Annotated in this window: 16 protein-coding genes; 7 read left to right on the top strand and 9 right to left on the bottom strand. The window is 45.4% G+C overall.

Features of this window, described 5'->3' with window-relative positions; translation table 11 throughout:
- The first annotated feature begins 9 nt into the window (after positions 1-9).
- Positions 10-624, top strand: a complete 615-nt coding sequence (locus tag ACMXI2_RS21750; RefSeq protein ID WP_483778172.1) for an Imm25 family immunity protein — start codon at positions 10-12, stop codon at positions 622-624.
- Positions 625-810: 186 nt separating this feature from the next.
- On the opposite strand, the gene ACMXI2_RS21745 is transcribed toward ACMXI2_RS21750, so the two are convergent.
- Positions 811-1,695, bottom strand: a complete 885-nt coding sequence (locus ACMXI2_RS21745; RefSeq protein ID WP_483778171.1) for a 3-hydroxyacyl-CoA dehydrogenase family protein — start codon at positions 1,693-1,695, stop codon at positions 811-813.
- 58 nt (positions 1,696-1,753) lie between these two features.
- The gene (locus ACMXI2_RS21740; RefSeq protein WP_483778170.1) at positions 1,754-2,359 is read right to left on the bottom strand and encodes a carboxypeptidase-like regulatory domain-containing protein; all 606 of its coding nucleotides are present in this window, start codon (positions 2,357-2,359) and stop codon (positions 1,754-1,756) included.
- 189 nt (positions 2,360-2,548) lie between these two features.
- On the opposite strand from ACMXI2_RS21740, the gene ACMXI2_RS21735 reads away from it, so the two are divergent.
- From ACMXI2_RS21735 to pyrF, 3 genes are all read left to right on the top strand, one after another.
- On the top strand, positions 2,549-3,646 hold the full coding sequence (locus ACMXI2_RS21735) for an Mrp/NBP35 family ATP-binding protein (protein ID WP_483778169.1): 1,098 nt from the start codon (positions 2,549-2,551) through the stop codon (positions 3,644-3,646).
- 70 nt (positions 3,647-3,716) lie between these two features.
- Positions 3,717-4,343 carry an FMN-binding negative transcriptional regulator gene (locus tag ACMXI2_RS21730; protein ID WP_483778168.1) on the top strand — a complete coding sequence of 209 codons (627 nt, stop codon included), beginning with the start codon at positions 3,717-3,719 and terminating at the stop codon, positions 4,341-4,343.
- A 214-nt stretch (positions 4,344-4,557) separates the two neighbouring features.
- A complete protein-coding gene (pyrF, locus tag ACMXI2_RS21725; protein ID WP_483778167.1) occupies positions 4,558-5,379 on the top strand; it encodes an orotidine-5'-phosphate decarboxylase in 822 nt (273 codons plus the stop codon).
- Positions 5,380-5,451: 72 nt separating this feature from the next.
- Here pyrF and ACMXI2_RS21720 read toward each other — a convergent pair whose 3' ends face one another.
- Entirely contained in the window at positions 5,452-5,892 is a 441-nt protein-coding gene (locus tag ACMXI2_RS21720) for a YciI family protein (protein ID WP_483778166.1), read from the bottom strand.
- Between the two features lie 151 nt (positions 5,893-6,043).
- Between ACMXI2_RS21720 and ACMXI2_RS21715 the strand changes: the two genes are divergently transcribed.
- Together ACMXI2_RS21715 and ACMXI2_RS21710 are read left to right on the top strand one after the other, a co-directional pair.
- Complete coding sequence (locus ACMXI2_RS21715) at positions 6,044-7,222, top strand: acyl-CoA dehydrogenase family protein (RefSeq protein WP_483778165.1); 1,179 nt, start codon at positions 6,044-6,046, stop codon at positions 7,220-7,222.
- A gap of 16 nt (positions 7,223-7,238) precedes the next feature.
- A complete protein-coding gene (locus ACMXI2_RS21710) occupies positions 7,239-8,255 on the top strand; it encodes an FAD:protein FMN transferase (protein WP_483778164.1) in 1,017 nt (338 codons plus the stop codon).
- A 77-nt stretch (positions 8,256-8,332) separates the two neighbouring features.
- Here ACMXI2_RS21710 and ACMXI2_RS21705 read toward each other — a convergent pair whose 3' ends face one another.
- From ACMXI2_RS21705 to ACMXI2_RS21690, 4 genes are all read right to left on the bottom strand, one after another.
- Positions 8,333-8,953 (bottom strand): outer membrane beta-barrel protein, encoded by a 621-nt coding sequence (locus ACMXI2_RS21705; protein ID WP_325642904.1) that lies wholly within the window; start codon positions 8,951-8,953, stop codon positions 8,333-8,335.
- Positions 8,954-8,984: 31 nt separating this feature from the next.
- Positions 8,985-9,629 carry a DUF4136 domain-containing protein gene (locus ACMXI2_RS21700; protein ID WP_483778163.1) on the bottom strand — a complete coding sequence of 215 codons (645 nt, stop codon included), beginning with the start codon at positions 9,627-9,629 and terminating at the stop codon, positions 8,985-8,987.
- A gap of 202 nt (positions 9,630-9,831) precedes the next feature.
- Positions 9,832-10,452, bottom strand: a complete 621-nt coding sequence (locus ACMXI2_RS21695; protein WP_483778162.1) for an HAD family hydrolase — start codon at positions 10,450-10,452, stop codon at positions 9,832-9,834.
- 10 nt (positions 10,453-10,462) lie between these two features.
- Positions 10,463-11,755 carry a DUF2130 domain-containing protein gene (locus ACMXI2_RS21690; protein ID WP_483778161.1) on the bottom strand — a complete coding sequence of 431 codons (1,293 nt, stop codon included), beginning with the start codon at positions 11,753-11,755 and terminating at the stop codon, positions 10,463-10,465.
- 699 nt (positions 11,756-12,454) lie between these two features.
- Between ACMXI2_RS21690 and ACMXI2_RS21685 the strand changes: the two genes are divergently transcribed.
- Positions 12,455-14,374 (top strand): alpha/beta hydrolase-fold protein, encoded by a 1,920-nt coding sequence (locus ACMXI2_RS21685; RefSeq protein ID WP_483778160.1) that lies wholly within the window; start codon positions 12,455-12,457, stop codon positions 14,372-14,374.
- A 180-nt stretch (positions 14,375-14,554) separates the two neighbouring features.
- On the opposite strand, the gene ACMXI2_RS21680 is transcribed toward ACMXI2_RS21685, so the two are convergent.
- Positions 14,555-14,869, bottom strand: coding sequence for a PIN domain-containing protein (locus ACMXI2_RS21680; protein WP_483778159.1), 315 nt, complete (start codon positions 14,867-14,869; stop codon positions 14,555-14,557).
- Complete coding sequence (locus ACMXI2_RS21675) at positions 14,859-15,095, bottom strand: hypothetical protein (protein WP_483778158.1); 237 nt, start codon at positions 15,093-15,095, stop codon at positions 14,859-14,861. The genes ACMXI2_RS21680 and ACMXI2_RS21675 overlap by 11 nt, the downstream gene beginning before the upstream one ends.
- Positions 15,096-15,287: the final 192 nt, after the last annotated feature.

The following is a 15,287-nucleotide window of genomic DNA, read 5'->3' as shown; positions in this document are numbered from 1 at the left end:
AGAGATAGTATGTCTGAGTTTTTTAGCGTCGTTAATGAATTTGAAGATCTGATTAAACAATTTGATTTTAAACAGCCAAAGAAGCTATGGTATCCTCATCTGGTGGCATTAAGTAAACATATCGAAGATATTTTTTATTGTTATGTCATTGCCAGAGTATATAAAGATGATGGTTCCCTGCAAACCACTATGTGGGTTGGCCCCGTTGGCAGACCTGATGATGGTCTTGATAACCTGTCGGCTAATATTAAAGTGGATATTGGATATACACAAATCCTTGATGAGAATTTTTTCAGGAATTGTGAAAAAAAGATCATCCGCCTGATTGAAGACGGAACTTTAACATCATTGTTAGCTACTTCAAAAAAAGAACTGGCAGATCCGTCTGTTCATAACAGAAGGTATGAAGTGTATACCACTTATCTGTTACCTTTTTTTAAGAAGATTTTAGCTGCGACAGACAATGATGTAAAAGTGTTGAAGAATAAGGCGAAATGTGAGGCCGTTATAGAGAAAGAGCTTTCAAACCTGGAAGGTGAGATGAAAACATTTTTTGTTGACAAACTGGGCGTAAAAGGTACAAAAGACAAGATATGGGAACTATGTTACATTTATTCGCTGTAGAATGCAGGCGTATCAGCCCTGCCAGGATATCGCTGTTGTTTCAGCATGGATCAATGACACGGCGGAATATCATAGAAAGCGGTTGGACTTTGAACATTTAATCAGCTTACTGGTGTTGAGAAAACGAAGCGGATGCAACAATAGTTTTATTGAGCATCCGCTGTTGAGTAAGTTCATGCCCTTTATCTAAAAACGCCCGCTCACAACCAGGTCTTTACTACCTTGGGTGTATTTATAAAATCCTTCACCGCTTTTAACCCCGAGATAACCTGCTGTTACCATGTTCACAAGCAGCGGGCAGGGTGCATATTTAGGATTGCCAAAGCCGTCGTGCAATACCTGCAGGATAGAGAGGCAAACATCGAGTCCGATGAAATCCGCCAGCTGTAAGGGGCCCATAGGATGGGCCATACCCAGTTTCATCACCGTATCAATTTCAGCTACACCGGCCACGCCTTCAAAAAGGGAGCAGATAGCTTCGTTGATCATGGGCATCAGGATGCGGTTGGCGATAAAGCCGGGATAATCATTTACTACGCAGGGAACTTTTTCCAGTTTTTCGGAGAGCGCTACGATAGCAGCGGTTACTTCTTTATCGGTGGCGTAGCCATTGATGATCTCTACCAGTTTCATTACCGGTACAGGATTCATGAAGTGCATGCCTATTACTTTTGCCGGGCGTTTGGTAACGGCTGCAATTTTTGTAATAGAGATAGAAGAGGTGTTGGTAGCGAGAATGGCATCAGCCGGTGCGTGGAGATCGAGGTCCTGGAATATTTTCAGCTTCAGCGCAATATTTTCTGTGGCGGCTTCCACTACCAGGGATACTTCTTTTACGCCGGCGGCCAGGTCGGTTTGCAGGGAAATGTTACCCAGTGTATCCGCCTTTATGGCTTCAGTAATGGCGCCTTTTGCCACCTGGCGGTCCAGGTTTTTGGTAATGGTTTGCAGCGCCTTATCCAGTGCCGGGGCCGAAACATCGATCAGTTTTACGGCGTAGCCGTGTTGAGCAAATACATGCGCAATACCATTTCCCATAGTACCAGCGCCGATAACCGCAATTTTTTGCATGGTGTAGTGATTTGTCGGAATTGAATAAGGCGCTAATTTAAGGTATTACACGTTACGGTCAGTAACTGCCATAACTGTCGTCTTTCCTTTTAAAGTCGCCTTGTTTCCATGCCTGGATAAACTGGGCCCATGCCAGCGGATTAAAGATATTTTGCGGAGGGGGCTGACCGGCATAGTAAAGGCTCTGGGCCTGTTTCTTGAGGTATTGGCTGGTGCCTTCCCTGCCGTCAACCGGTATATAGCGGGCCATAGCGCGAAGCCTGGCATTACTTGTATTTTTTCGTGCCACCTCATAGGCATCATCGGGGATGTCCATATTGGCGAAGGCACGTTCAAATTCTTCCCTGGAAAGATAAGGTTTGATAATAGTTACAGGGAGATAGGTGGTATCTTCCACCATCAGCTGTATCAGGGAAAAGCTGTTGCCTTTGATGTCCGGAGGTATGCGGTAATTTTTATGTTTGAAGCCCACTGCACTGAACGACAGGGTATCGCCTTTAAATACAACAATAGAGAATATGCCGGATCTGTTGGAGATAGTTCCCCTGTTTTGTCCTTTTACCAGGATGCTTACCGCGGGGATGGCCCGCAGGCTGTCTGCCGTCATGGTAATACCCGAAATTTGTATAACGCTGTCTCTGAATTCCGCGATCTGAGCTTTCAAAAGGAAAGGAGATAAAACGAAAACTATTATGAGTGACAGTATGTAGGATCTTTTCTGATGCATGCCGGCCCTAAGATATAAAAATTTAATTACGTGTTTCCATGCAGTTGGTCACCTGCCCAGAGAAATTGTAAATTAAATCCCAATTGGGTTAACTTTGCTGTCTGGATTCAAAATTAACAACAATTTATGATCACGAAAGAGCAGGTTTTAAAGGCCCTGAGCAACGTAGAAGAGCCGGATCTGGGCAAGGATCTGGTTACGCTGAACATGGTAAAAGATATAGAGATTGATGGCAATAAAGTAAAATTTACGGTCATTCTTACCACGCCGGCGTGTCCCTTAAAGGACCTGATCCGCAATGCCTGTGTGAATGCTATTCACATGCTGGTAAGCAAAGATGCAGAAGTGGAAGTTGTCATGACGGCCAACGTAAACACCAAAAGAGCAAACGGACAGGGTGTCCTGTCTAATGTAAAGAATATCATTGTGGTGGCCTCCGGTAAAGGGGGAGTGGGTAAATCCACTGTGGCAGCCAACCTGGCGCTGGCTTTGGGCCGTGATGGCGCCAAAGTAGGGCTGATGGATGCGGATATTTACGGTCCGTCGGTTCCCATTATGTTCGGATTACGTGGCGAAAGGCCGCTGATGGTGAATGTAGATGGCAAAGGCATGATCCAGCCGATAGAAAAGTTCGGTATCAAGGTAATGTCTATCGGGTTGCTGATAGATGAAAAACAGGCGGTTGTTTGGCGTGGACCTATGGCCAGCAGCGCTTTGAAGCAGTTTATTACGGATGTATACTGGGATGAACTGGATTACCTGATCATCGATATGCCTCCCGGCACCGGCGATATTCACCTTACCCTGGTACAAACAGTGCCTGTTACCGGCGCTGTGATTGTAACCACTCCGCAGGATGTAGCCCTGGCCGATGCCAAAAAAGGTATTGCCATGTTCATGGGACAACAGATTAATGTGCCAATTCTCGGATTAGTGGAAAATATGGCCTATTTCACACCTGCTGAACTGCCGGAAAATAAATATTACATTTTTGGTAAAGAAGGCGGAAAACAACTGGCGGAAGAAATGGATATCCCGTTCCTCGGCCAGATCCCGCTGGTACAAAGCATCCGCGAAGGTGGTGATGCCGGTGTGCCCGCTATGGCCGGCGACGAAAAGCTAACCCGCAAGGCTTTCCTGGATGTTGCCGGTGCAGCTGCACGCAGCATCGCTATGCGCAACGCCAATGTTGCTCCTACCAGGATTGTGGAAATTATTGTATAAAAGAATCAGCGGTTACGGGTTACAGATAGGGATACCTGTGATCCGTAATCATTTGCTTTAATAGCTTCATATGTATACTCCAAAACATACCAGGGAAACCAACTGGGATACTATTGCCAATTTTATCGGGGAAAATGGTTTTGGTTTGCTGATCAATACCGATAACGCCGGAACTCCCCATGCTACACATATTCCCATGACGCTGGTGGAAAAAACACCCGGAGAATTTGTGTTACACGGACATATCGCACGGATCAATCCACAATGGGAATTTTTTGAGAAAAACGAAACACTGGCAGTGTTTTCAGGACATCACGCGTACATCTCCTCCTCGTGGTACGAAAAAGAAAAGATACCCACCTGGAACTATATGGCAGTACATATTCACGGTACTATCCGTATCCAGGAAGAAGCAGAAGTAGTGCAGGCGCTGGGCGCACTGATGGATCACTATGAGGCGGCATCTGCCTGCCCGGTGCATATCACTGATATTGACGATAAAACGCTCCGGAATAATGTAAAAGCAATTGTGGGATTTGAAATGAGCATCCGGGAGGTGAACGCCAATTATAAGCTCAGCCAGAATAAAAAAGATATGGATTATTTCAGCGTAATTGCGCATTTGCGGGCATTGGGCGACGAAAATTCACTGCGTGTGGCGGCAGAAATGGAGGCCCGCCGGTCAACTGAAAAATAGACGGAAACATTTTATTTTTGTTGATGGTCATAATCCCAAAAAGGAATATCTTTATTTTAATCTTCCGCGCTAAAGAAAATCCGCATTGCTGGTAAACCACAACTACCACAGTGAATAAAAAAGAGTTGTTTTTCAATTACAGGTAATCATAATATGTTTAAAGAAGCGTCAATGCTTAAGTTTTTCTTAACTTTGCGCCCCAAATTAACCGACTATGAATCGACAGGAATTGGTGAATCTGATTAAGGAAAAGCAGTCTTACCTGTGTGTAGGACTGGATACGGACATTCAAAAGATTCCAAAACACCTGCTTTCTCATGCAGATCCGGTGTTTGCCTTTAACAAGGCGATTATTGACGCTACCAAAGATCTTTGCGTGGCGTATAAAATTAATACGGCCTTTTACGAAAGTATGGGCATGCGCGGCTGGGAAAGTTTACAACGGACCATTGAATATATCCCTGCCGGTATATTCACAATTGCAGATGCCAAACGCGGTGATATCGGCAATACTTCCACCCAGTACGCCAAAACATTTTTCGAAACCTATAAGTTCGATTCTGTGACCGTTGCGCCATACATGGGTAAAGACAGCGTAACGCCTTTCCTCCAGTTCTCTGAAAAATGGGCGATCCTGCTGGGATTAACTTCCAATGAAGGCAGCCAGGATTTCCAGATGCAACAGATCGGAGACGAATTCCTGTTTGAAAAAGTGCTGAAAGCCGGTATGGAATGGGGCACTCCGGAAAACCTGATGTTCGTGATAGGAGCTACCCGGTCTTCACAGCTGGGCTATATCCGCAAACTGGTACCGGATCATTTCTTCCTTGTACCTGGGGTAGGCGCACAGGGCGGAAGCCTCGAAGAAATTTCCACACAGGCCATGAATAAGGATTGCGGACTGCTGGTAAATGCCAGCCGTGCCATCATTTATGCAGGCAATGGAGACGATTTTGCTACAGACGCCCGTCGTGTAGCCAAACAATACCAGGTGGAAATGGCCGGCTATCTGAACAAGATGGTAGCAGCCGTGTAAATAATTTTTTAATACCGGTACCTGGCAGCTGCAGTTTGCAGCAGACACCAGGTACCGGTATCTTCCTGATTTCTACTTAAAAATACAGTTCTTTACAGTCCACCACGGCTTTACCTCGAAAGCCAGTCTGCCTGCTATCACAGCAGCATCCTTATTCACCAGCGACACCACTTCCAGGCTGTCTTTACAATCCATAATTAAAATACCACGTAACTCTTCATCATTTTCAAAAGGCCCTGCTACCAGCAGCTTGCCGGCGGCGGCCATTTTGTTGATGTTGTCCATATGGGCTTGTTGGATTTTTGCCGCAAGGGCAGTATCCTGGTTACGGACGGGACCTTTCTTTAGCAGCACCATCCAATAACGTTTTAGTTCAGGAGACGCGCCTGATTTGACTTTTGGTGGCAGCACCTTGCTCAGTGCAACAGATTGTAATGGTGTGGGGTGAAATGATAACATCACAACAACTAAAAATCCCAATAGCAAAAGCGCAGGTATAACTTTGCTTGCCATAGTTATTGAATTTGAAGGAAAGGTACAAACTTGTCATGAAATAACATGCTCGTCTCCAGGTATTTTAATGCAGGCATACATGACTGAAATCTCCCCGCGGACGTGGTTCCTAACAGGTAATTTCTTATATTGGGTATTAAACCTGTAGTTAATGCAACAAGATCTGTTTCAGTCACCTGATTACTTTGCTATAGATGATTTGCTGAAAGAAGAACACCTTTTGATCCGCGACGCAGTACGCCGGTGGGTGAAGAAAGAAGTATCCCCCATCATTGAAGACTATTGCCAGCGCGCTGCTTTTCCATCACATATTTTAGAAGGACTCGGAGAACTGGGCTGCTTTGGCCCCACCATCCCGGTGGAATACGGCGGAGGCGGAATGGATCATATTGCTTACGGACTGATGATGCAGGAACTGGAACGGGGCGACAGTGGCATCCGGTCTACCGCCTCGGTGCAGGGATCGCTGGTGATGTTCCCGATCTTTACTTTTGGCAGCGAAGCGCAGAAAAAGAAGTACCTGCCCAAACTGGCTACAGGAAAATGGATGGGCTGCTTTGGCCTTACAGAACCGGACCACGGTTCCAATCCTGCCGGTATGCTCACCAACTTCCGGGAAGATGGAGATCAGGTGATCCTGAACGGCGCTAAAATGTGGATCTCCAATGCGCCATTTGCAGATATCGCCGTGGTGTGGGCAAAAGACGAAAGTGGTGTGATCCGCGGTATCATTGTGGAAAGAGGGATGGAGGGATTTACCACGCCTGAAACAAAAGGGAAGTGGAGTTTACGCGCCAGCGCTACCGGCGAACTGGTATTTGATAATGTAAAAGTACCTAAAGAAAATATTCTGCCCGAAGCCCGCGGATTAAAGGGGCCGTTAACCTGCCTTTCTTCGGCGCGTTATGGCATTGCCTGGGGAGTGATAGGCGCCGCGATGGATTGCTACGATACGGCCCTCAGATATGCCAAAGAACGGATTCAGTTTGACCGTCCCATTGGCGGATTTCAGCTTACGCAGAAGAAACTGGCAGAGATGATCACCGAAATCACCAAAGCGCAACTGCTCAACTGGCGCCTCGGCGTGTTAAAAAATGAAGGAAAAGCAACGGCCGCACAAATATCTATGGCCAAGCGCAATTCCTGCGAAGTGGCCGCCAATATAGCCCGCAACGCCCGCAGCATTTTAGGTGGAATGGGCATCACCGGCGAATTTCCGGTAATGCGCCATATGATGAACCTGGAAAGCGTAATGACTTACGAAGGAACACACGAAATACATTTACTCATCACCGGTATGGATATTACCGGGTTAGACGCATTTAAATAGCAGCATTAGCGGTTACATGAAACGATTTTTTTTCCTGGCCATTCTTCTGTGGTCTGCCAACACCCGGGCGCAGCAGGCGCCTGCCCTGAAGCTGATCACCTGCGAAGGAAAAGCACAGGGTACCTACTATCTCGTGAAATATTTATCGGCCGATACCACGTCAATGGATAAACGAATTGATTCCCTATTTGGCGTGATCGATCAGTCGTTGTCGCTGTATAAACCCGGATCAGCCATCAACCGGTTTAATGAAACCGGCCATATCACGATGGATGAACACATGAAAGCAGTTATTCAAAAAGCCTTATTCACCAGTAAAGCTACCAATGGCCTGTTTGATATTACGGTAAAACCGCTGGTTTACCTGTGGGGTTTTGGCGTTATCAAACCTTCTTTTAAAGGTGTTCCGCCACCCGATAGCATCAAAGTTGCTATGTCGTATATTGGTTACCGTTATCTCCGTGTAAAAGGGGATCAGCTGTATGCTGTAAAGAAGGGCGTACAGATTGATTGCAACGGTATCGCGCAGGGATATACGGTAGATGTTATCGGTCATTTTTTATCGCAGCAGGGAATAGATAATTACCTGGTAGATGTAGGTGGTGAATTATGCGCAAAAGGACATAATCATCAGCATAAAGTATGGAGTGTGGGGATTGAAAGGCCATCGGAAGGGGATACTGCGTATGAGCCGGTACAGGGGCTGGTACGGCTTCCCGGCAAGGGTATTGCCACCAGTGGAAATTACCGCCGCTTTTTTGACCAGGGACGTACACGTTTTGCGCATACCATTCACCCCGGAACAGGAGTGGCACTGCATAATAATATTATCAGCGTAACCGTGATTGCAAAAGATTGTTTTACGGCAGATGCTTTTGATAACCCGCTTATCCTGATGGGCGTGGAAAAGGGACTCGCCTTTATTGCACAGCATCCGGAGTATGGGCTGGAAGCAATTTATATTTATAAAGACAGGGATGGCGCCATTAAGGAAGCCTTTAGTAAAGGCTTTAAGGCGTATATGGAATTCTAAAAAAAATGTCCCGTTCGCTGGTTCACGAACGGGACTCACTCTCACGCTTTCTTCTTAGAATATGGACACAAAAGGATTTAGTTCAGTGAGAACTTCAATCCAATATTTCCCTGAACGGTATTGTAATTGGTGATATCGCCATACTTATAAGGCGCATAATTATACCGCACACTGGCATTGAACATCAACGGTGAAGCTTTTCCAAAAGGCACATTGATGCCTATTTCCGGGCTCACGAGGAATTGCCAGCTATTATCTTTCTCTACAAATTCACCCCAGTATTTTTCATAATTCATATTGGCAGTACCTACACCTACGGTAGCATACGGAATAACGGCTGCAGATGGTTTGGTAAAGGCATAACTCACCGTTGCCTGGATCGGAATTACCTGTAACGTACGCGACTGAACAGCAGATACATCGCCTTGTTTATCGGGATATACTGCACGTGGAAGCCGTTGGTAAAAGTCCTGGAATCCGGAACGTAATCCTACGGACCATTGGTCATTCAACTGATATTGTAACCCTGCACTCCAGCCACGGAAGCTGGTTTTATCGGAATAGTCCTTTAATGAACCGAGGGGTTGTGCAATAGAATAGTTAACATCTACGGATAAAGGCGGACGAACCTGTGCGGATACTGCCTGGGCAGCAAAACATCCTGCAAAAATCAATATCCAGTTTCTTATCTTTTTCATTTCCTGTCAGTTTAAAAGTTCTCAATCAACATTAATTAGCGGTTTTACTCAGGTAGGGCGATTGGGCAAAAGATGCCTGTACCATTGAATCGATATTACCGATACTCCATACGCCTGAGCCGCGCCATAATGAATTCCATACAGCCGTCAGCTTATTGTTTTTGGGGTTTTTGAGGTCAAATACGTCGATGGCCACCTGTCTTTCATTCACCTGGTAAACGGTGTAATAAGAAGGCCAGTACCAGCCGCCACCCGGATATCCCCAGTAACCTGGATCCCAGTAGCCGCCGCCACCCCACCATCCCGGATTCCAGGAGATGTTGGTGTAGGAGTTGTCGATACGTGTGAGGTTCACCGCCAGATCGGGTTTGGCGGCTTTGTTCACAAGTGTGTAACCCCGTTGCTGCATAGCAGTGCTTACGGAAGCAATTAATTTTTTGTCGTAGTCGGTTAATTCTTTTTTAGCTGAATCGCTGCTACGCGTCAGCACTGCTACCGAATCTACTATGCTAAAAGTTGAATATGAGGTGAAGTTAGCGGTGCTGTCGTGATTAGTGATATAGATCCTCGACTCTTCATTAGTCATATCTTTTAAGGGATCTTTACGACAGCTACTGAATGAAACCATCGCTACCACTGCGGCAGCGGCACTGAATAAAAGCAAAGTTTTTTTCATGTCCTAGCGTATTAATTAAAAAAATAAAATCTACAGGTTAACGATCATGGACCAAACAGATTAGTATCCTGACATTCCGGTTTCCGTGTATCCTTCTTGAACGGATTAGATGGTTGATTGTTACAGAAAGTTTATCTGCGGAGTGTTAATGAAATCCTAAAGTGGAAGAAGGGTTAACAAATACAGTAAGTAATGTAGTGGATTAAATTATTATAGATCTGTTTTCTAATTCAATTCTTAACTGTTCCGGACTTTCAAACAAAATAGTATCAATACCAAACTCACGCGCCGCCAACACATTGCGTAAATTATCATCGATAAACAATGACGTATGTGCGTCGGCGTTGTATCTGTCAAGCAAGAGCTGGAAAAATGCATGGGCTGGTTTGCGCATTTTTTCTTTGCCGGAAACTACGATAGCATCAAACCAGTGGAGGGAAGGGTAGATGGCCCAGGCAATGGGGAAAGTTTCGTCAGACCAGTTGGTGAGTGCGTATAATTTATATTGCCCGCTTTTCTTCAATTGATGCAATATATTTTTGGTGCCTTCAATTTCCCCGCCGAGCATTTCGTCCCATCTGCCGTAATAGGCGCGGATGTTTTCTTCATGGTGCGGAAAGCTGTTAACCAGCAGATCGGTGCCTTCTGCCAGGGTTCTGCCTTCATCTTGTGTTTCGTTCCAATCGGAAGTACATACATCGCGGAGGAAGTTTTCCATTTCTTCTTCCGAAGAAAAAATTTTACGGTACAAGTGACGGGGATTCCAGTCGATCAATACTGCGCCCAGGTCGAATATAATCGTGTTGATTTTTTTGTTTTGCATAGGTTTATATTTATTCAGGAAGTTCATCGGCTGCATCCTCCAGCAGTTGCAGGTCTACCGAATCACTACCGGCAATACCTTCAATAGAGCCTTTGATATGCGCCGCATTGAGCAATACTTTTTCCAGTTGTTTTTCGCGTGCTTTCCAGAGTTTTTCCATCGCATCCCGTTCCCGCTGTATGGATAATTTCATAGACATAAATCCTTCGCGGATAGCTTTCCATTGCTCTGCAAACTCGCCACCGGTAAGGTATTCGTAGAGCATGTGCATTTTGTCGCCTTTGTTTTCCTGTGAGCGGAGCTTACCTGAAATTTTGATGATTCCATCTCTCAGCACATAGGCCAGTGCTTTCACCTCTGCGAAGGTGCAGATCCAGATCCCTTCTTTTTCACCAAACCGTTCCATGTCTTTCGGCATGGTTTGGGTAACCAGGATGGCTACATCCACTCCCTGGCTGCGCATGTCTGCCTTCAGCTTCTCTACCCAGTCTTTGATAAATTCTTTGGTGCGTTTGCTTTCATAGATGATGCGTCCGCATTCCTGTCCATATTGGTTGCGGATCAGGTGTATACAATCGGCGCCGCGAACGCCTTTGCCTACCGGCGTCACTTCATCAAACGGGAAATGGAGACGCAGCATTTCTTCCAGTATCAGTTCCTGTGCTTCACCCTGCAGTTGCATGGAGCCTTGTTCTGCCCGGCGCCTCATTTCTTCTGCCAGTTTGCGCTGGTCTTCCAGTTGCTTTTCCAGTTCACGGAGGCGCAGCTGGTGTTCTGTATCTCTGAGGGAGTTACGTTCGGATTCTTCCTTTCGTATCTGATCGGCCAGTTCAGACCGGGCTTCCAGTAATCTTTTCTGGAGATCAATTTCCAGTTCCTGTTCTTTGGTTTTCAGTTCCTGCTCCTTGCGGAGGAACTCCAGCTCCTGTTTGCGGGCTTCCCGGAGCTTTTCTTCCTGTTCCTGGTTGGCTTCCTTCAAAGCCGACAGCTGGCTGCCGAAATCGGCGGTAATAGTTTTGCGTAGTTCCTGCTCCATAGTATCCTGGAGCTGTTTTTTTTCTGCGAGTACACGGCGGTTCACTTCTTCTTCCTGTTGCTGTTTCAGCGTTTCTATCTGCCGGCGTTCGAGTGCCATCTTATTTTTTTCAGAAAGAAGCGTATCTTTTTCCTCCTGGAGAGATTTCAGGCGTCTGCGCCACTCATCTTCCATTTTTCCCCGCATTTCTTTTTCTATATCCGCTGCAAAAGCATCCTCAATAACAAACTGGTGCCTGCAACTGGGACAGGTAATTGATGTTCCCATAGTATCTCAGTAAAAAATTACGTAAAGATAGGGGTTTGGCAGCCGGAATAAAAAAAGGAAGGAGCTTACTCTTCCTTCCTCCTGCATCAATAATGGCTGAAACAAACAATAGTTAATAGGTTTTTCAATCAGATAGTATTTCCTGCTGGGGTAACAACGGCAAGATGGGAAATGATTGTTAGACGGAGGTTAAATATGGGTTAGGAGATTGTTAAGAATGTGTTCCCGATATATTCGTAATTACCGATATATAAACCCTTCAGGGTATGTTTATAGTTTACCCGGAGTAAAAAAGGTGATAAGCTATAGATAACCCATATCTCTATAGGTATGGGTTATCTATGGCTTATATATGGGTTATATATGGCTTATCTATGGGTTATCCCATCCTGAGGGTAGTATATGGAAGAGGTTGCCAATACCTGGCGCGGCCTGGCTCTCTCTTTCTTCAGGCAAGGTTTCCCTGAAAAGTAAAACCGGTAATCAAAGCGTACAGTTGTCGCCGGGTTATGAAGCTATCTATATTGTTTTATTGTCCATAAGACAATTATACTATCAATTTCAACAAATAAGCTATTAGTTAAAGGTGGGTTCCCGTATTTTTGTTTTATCACCGGCTCTGATGATACGTGCTTTTAGTTCTTATGTTAATCATCCGGAAGCAACTAGGCTGCATTTGTAATAAAACAATCATTCCACATGAAAAAGATAGTATTTAATCTTACCATTCTTCTATTGTTTACCGTAACCGCTTTTACACAGGGCATTATTGAACACGCACTGCCCGGTTTTGACACCCCGCATACAGATATACCGCATGGCCGGATTGATACCATCAGCTATCATTCAGTAACAGTGGGCAATCCTCGCAAAGCACTGATATATTTGCCACCAGGATTTTCCAGGAAAAATAAATACCCGGTGTTATACCTGTTGCATGGCATTGGCGGCGATGAAAAGGAATGGCTAAGAGGCGGCACGCCCCAGGTAATCCTGGACAACCTGTACGCAGAAGGAAAAATTGAGCCGATGATTGTTGTTATGCCCAACGGAAGGGCCATGAAAGACGACCGGGCCACGGGGAATATCATGGCCCCCGACAAAGTGCAGGCATTCGCCACTTTTGAAAAAGATTTGTTGAGTGATCTTATTCCCTATATACAAAAGAAGTATCCTGTTTATACAGACAGGGAGCACCGGGCCATTGCCGGCCTGTCGATGGGAGGAGGGCAGTCACTGAATTTTGGACTGGGTAACCTGGATAAGTTTGCATGGATCGGCGGTTTTTCGTCTGCCCCGAACACCAAAGTACCGGAGCAGCTGATACCGGATCCTGTGGAAGCAAAACAGCAAATAAAACTACTCTGGATCTCCTGCGGCGCCAGCGACGGATTAGTTACTTTCAGCAAACGTACACATGATTACCTGCAAAAAAACAATGTACCGCATATCTATTACATTGAACCCGGCGTGCATGACTTTAAGGTATGGAAGAACGGATTGTTTATGTTTTCCCAGCTGATCTTTAAACCGGTAGATACCGCTACCTTCTCAAAATACCCGGTGGTGGGCGCCCCCGCTGAAACCAATGTTCGCAATGCAAAGTATCCACAGGTACTGGCAGACCATCGCGTTGTTTTCCGCGTCAAAGCGCCGGAAGCGCGGAAGGTCCAGGTGGACCTGGGCCGCAGGTATGATATGGTGAAAGACACCGGCGGTTTATGGACAGTAACAACAGATTCCATAGGCGAAGGCTTTCATTACTATTCCCTGCTGATAGATGATGTAGCCGTTGCGGACCCCGCCAGCGAAACCTTTTACGGCATGGGAAGAATGGCAAGCGGTATTGAAATACCGTTTGCCGGCGGTAACTATTATGCGTTAAGAGATGTGCCGCATGGCGATATCCGGATCAGGAAATATTTCTCAAAGGTTACCGGTTCATGGCGGCAGTTATATATCTATACCCCACCAGGTTATGACGCCAATACAAACGAAAAATATCCCGTGCTCTATATTTTGCATGGTGGCGGTGAAGATGAAACCGGGTGGGCCATGCAAGGCAAAACAGATCTGATCATGGATAACCTCATCGCTTCAAAAAAAGCCGGGCCTATGCTGATCGTGATGCCCGATGCCAACATAGGCGGCACTGCTTTCGACGAATCTGCATTGAAGACATTTGAATCAGAACTGAAGGATATTATTATTCCCCTGGTAGAAAAAAACTATCGCGCTGAAACAGCTGCCAATAAAAGAGCATTGGCGGGGTTATCGATGGGCGGCATTCATACGCTTTATACAGGCATCAAAAACACGGATCTGTTTTCTTCCCTGGGGGTATTCAGTTCCGGCTGGATACAGTCGCGGCAAGCCGGTATTGCGGCAGCTCAGTACGATTTTATGAAAGCCCATGCCGCTACGATTAACAACAATTTGAAAACGTTCTGGATTTCTATGGGTGGAAAAGAAGATATTGCTTACGGGAATTGTCAGCTGATGCTGGCAAAATTGGATGAGCTGAATATTAAGCATACCTATAGTGAATACCAGGGCGGTCACACCTGGCCGGTATGGCGGAATAACCTGTTCAATTTTGCACAGCTGCTTTTTAAATAAATTTACGCACGAACAGGCTTTGCCCTAAAAAAAAAGAGACAAACAAGGATAGCCCTGTTTGTCTTGTTGTGGTATCCCAGAAAGAGCTGTATGATTTATAATAAGGAAGAAAATTATTAGTTATTTGAAAGGATTGAGAATTTTAAGCGTTTTTTCCACTGTCAACCCGGTGTGCATGTCTTAAGCAACGATAACGGCGTCAAAGAGTTGAAATTGATATTTTTTTACCAACTCACCTGCTAATAGTAAAGTGGAAGCTGTAACTGGTATTATATCATTTTTAGCAAAAAGACCAGCGGACTGAAATAGCAGGGCATCCCTTGGCATCGAGGTCAAACGGCGCATCGTATTGAGGTATTCGGAAATGACTTGCGCAGGAATTTTAGGGCCATCAGACAGGAGGTTAGCGGCAATTGTTCTTTTGGTTTCACTTGATCCATCGTGCAGATAAATTAGCACGTTTGTATCCAGGGCAACAACTTTACTATTCATCATAATCATTGGCCTTGTCACGATCAAACTTAAATTTGCTAAGATCAATCAGGCTGGAAGCAGTTAGTGCCAGGATCTCCTGAAGACGTTCCTGCCTGGTACTTTCTTTTTTTACAGGTTTTTCTTCCGCAATTTCAAAGGCAATTACCTCAACAGTCTTACCTATCATTTCGTCAGGAAGACGCATTGTTATAATTGGCTGCTGTGGGTGAATTATAGTTCTGATCATCCTTTTATTTCCAGGTGCCGGAGAAAGCGCCGTCCTTACCTGCATCATTACTATCCAAAAAAAGTCATAACGGTTGGGCCTAAAATTCCTGTACAATGGCTAAGCACAACTTCTGGAATTCATACCAGTCCAAGAGATGTAAATCGTATTTAATCATTTATAAAAGGTATTCAACATTGAGTTTTTAGCAAC

The sequence above is a fragment of the Chitinophaga sp. G7 BAM 1005 genome (genome assembly GCF_057126945.1).
This window is presented reverse-complemented; position numbering and strand designations above follow the sequence as displayed.

Coding starts and splice junctions, on each gene's coding strand:
- ACMXI2_RS21720 (WP_483778166.1), bottom strand. CDS start 5,892: ATGGCAAGCAAAGTTATACCTGCGCTTTTGCTATTGGGATTTTTAGTT.
- ACMXI2_RS21735 (WP_483778169.1), top strand. CDS start 2,549: ATGATCACGAAAGAGCAGGTTTTAAAGGCCCTGAGCAACGTAGAAGAG.
- ACMXI2_RS21750 (WP_483778172.1), top strand. CDS start 10: ATGTCTGAGTTTTTTAGCGTCGTTAATGAATTTGAAGATCTGATTAAA.
- ACMXI2_RS21715 (WP_483778165.1), top strand. CDS start 6,044: ATGCAACAAGATCTGTTTCAGTCACCTGATTACTTTGCTATAGATGAT.
- ACMXI2_RS21685 (WP_483778160.1), top strand. CDS start 12,455: ATGAAAAAGATAGTATTTAATCTTACCATTCTTCTATTGTTTACCGTA.
- pyrF (WP_483778167.1), top strand. CDS start 4,558: ATGAATCGACAGGAATTGGTGAATCTGATTAAGGAAAAGCAGTCTTAC.
- ACMXI2_RS21705 (WP_325642904.1), bottom strand. CDS start 8,953: ATGAAAAAGATAAGAAACTGGATATTGATTTTTGCAGGATGTTTTGCT.
- ACMXI2_RS21730 (WP_483778168.1), top strand. CDS start 3,717: ATGTATACTCCAAAACATACCAGGGAAACCAACTGGGATACTATTGCC.
- ACMXI2_RS21710 (WP_483778164.1), top strand. CDS start 7,239: ATGAAACGATTTTTTTTCCTGGCCATTCTTCTGTGGTCTGCCAACACC.
- ACMXI2_RS21700 (WP_483778163.1), bottom strand. CDS start 9,629: ATGAAAAAAACTTTGCTTTTATTCAGTGCCGCTGCCGCAGTGGTAGCG.
- ACMXI2_RS21675 (WP_483778158.1), bottom strand. CDS start 15,095: ATGATCAGAACTATAATTCACCCACAGCAGCCAATTATAACAATGCGT.
- ACMXI2_RS21690 (WP_483778161.1), bottom strand. CDS start 11,755: ATGGGAACATCAATTACCTGTCCCAGTTGCAGGCACCAGTTTGTTATT.
- ACMXI2_RS21680 (WP_483778159.1), bottom strand. CDS start 14,869: ATGATGAATAGTAAAGTTGTTGCCCTGGATACAAACGTGCTAATTTAT.
- ACMXI2_RS21695 (WP_483778162.1), bottom strand. CDS start 10,452: ATGCAAAACAAAAAAATCAACACGATTATATTCGACCTGGGCGCAGTA.
- ACMXI2_RS21745 (WP_483778171.1), bottom strand. CDS start 1,695: ATGCAAAAAATTGCGGTTATCGGCGCTGGTACTATGGGAAATGGTATT.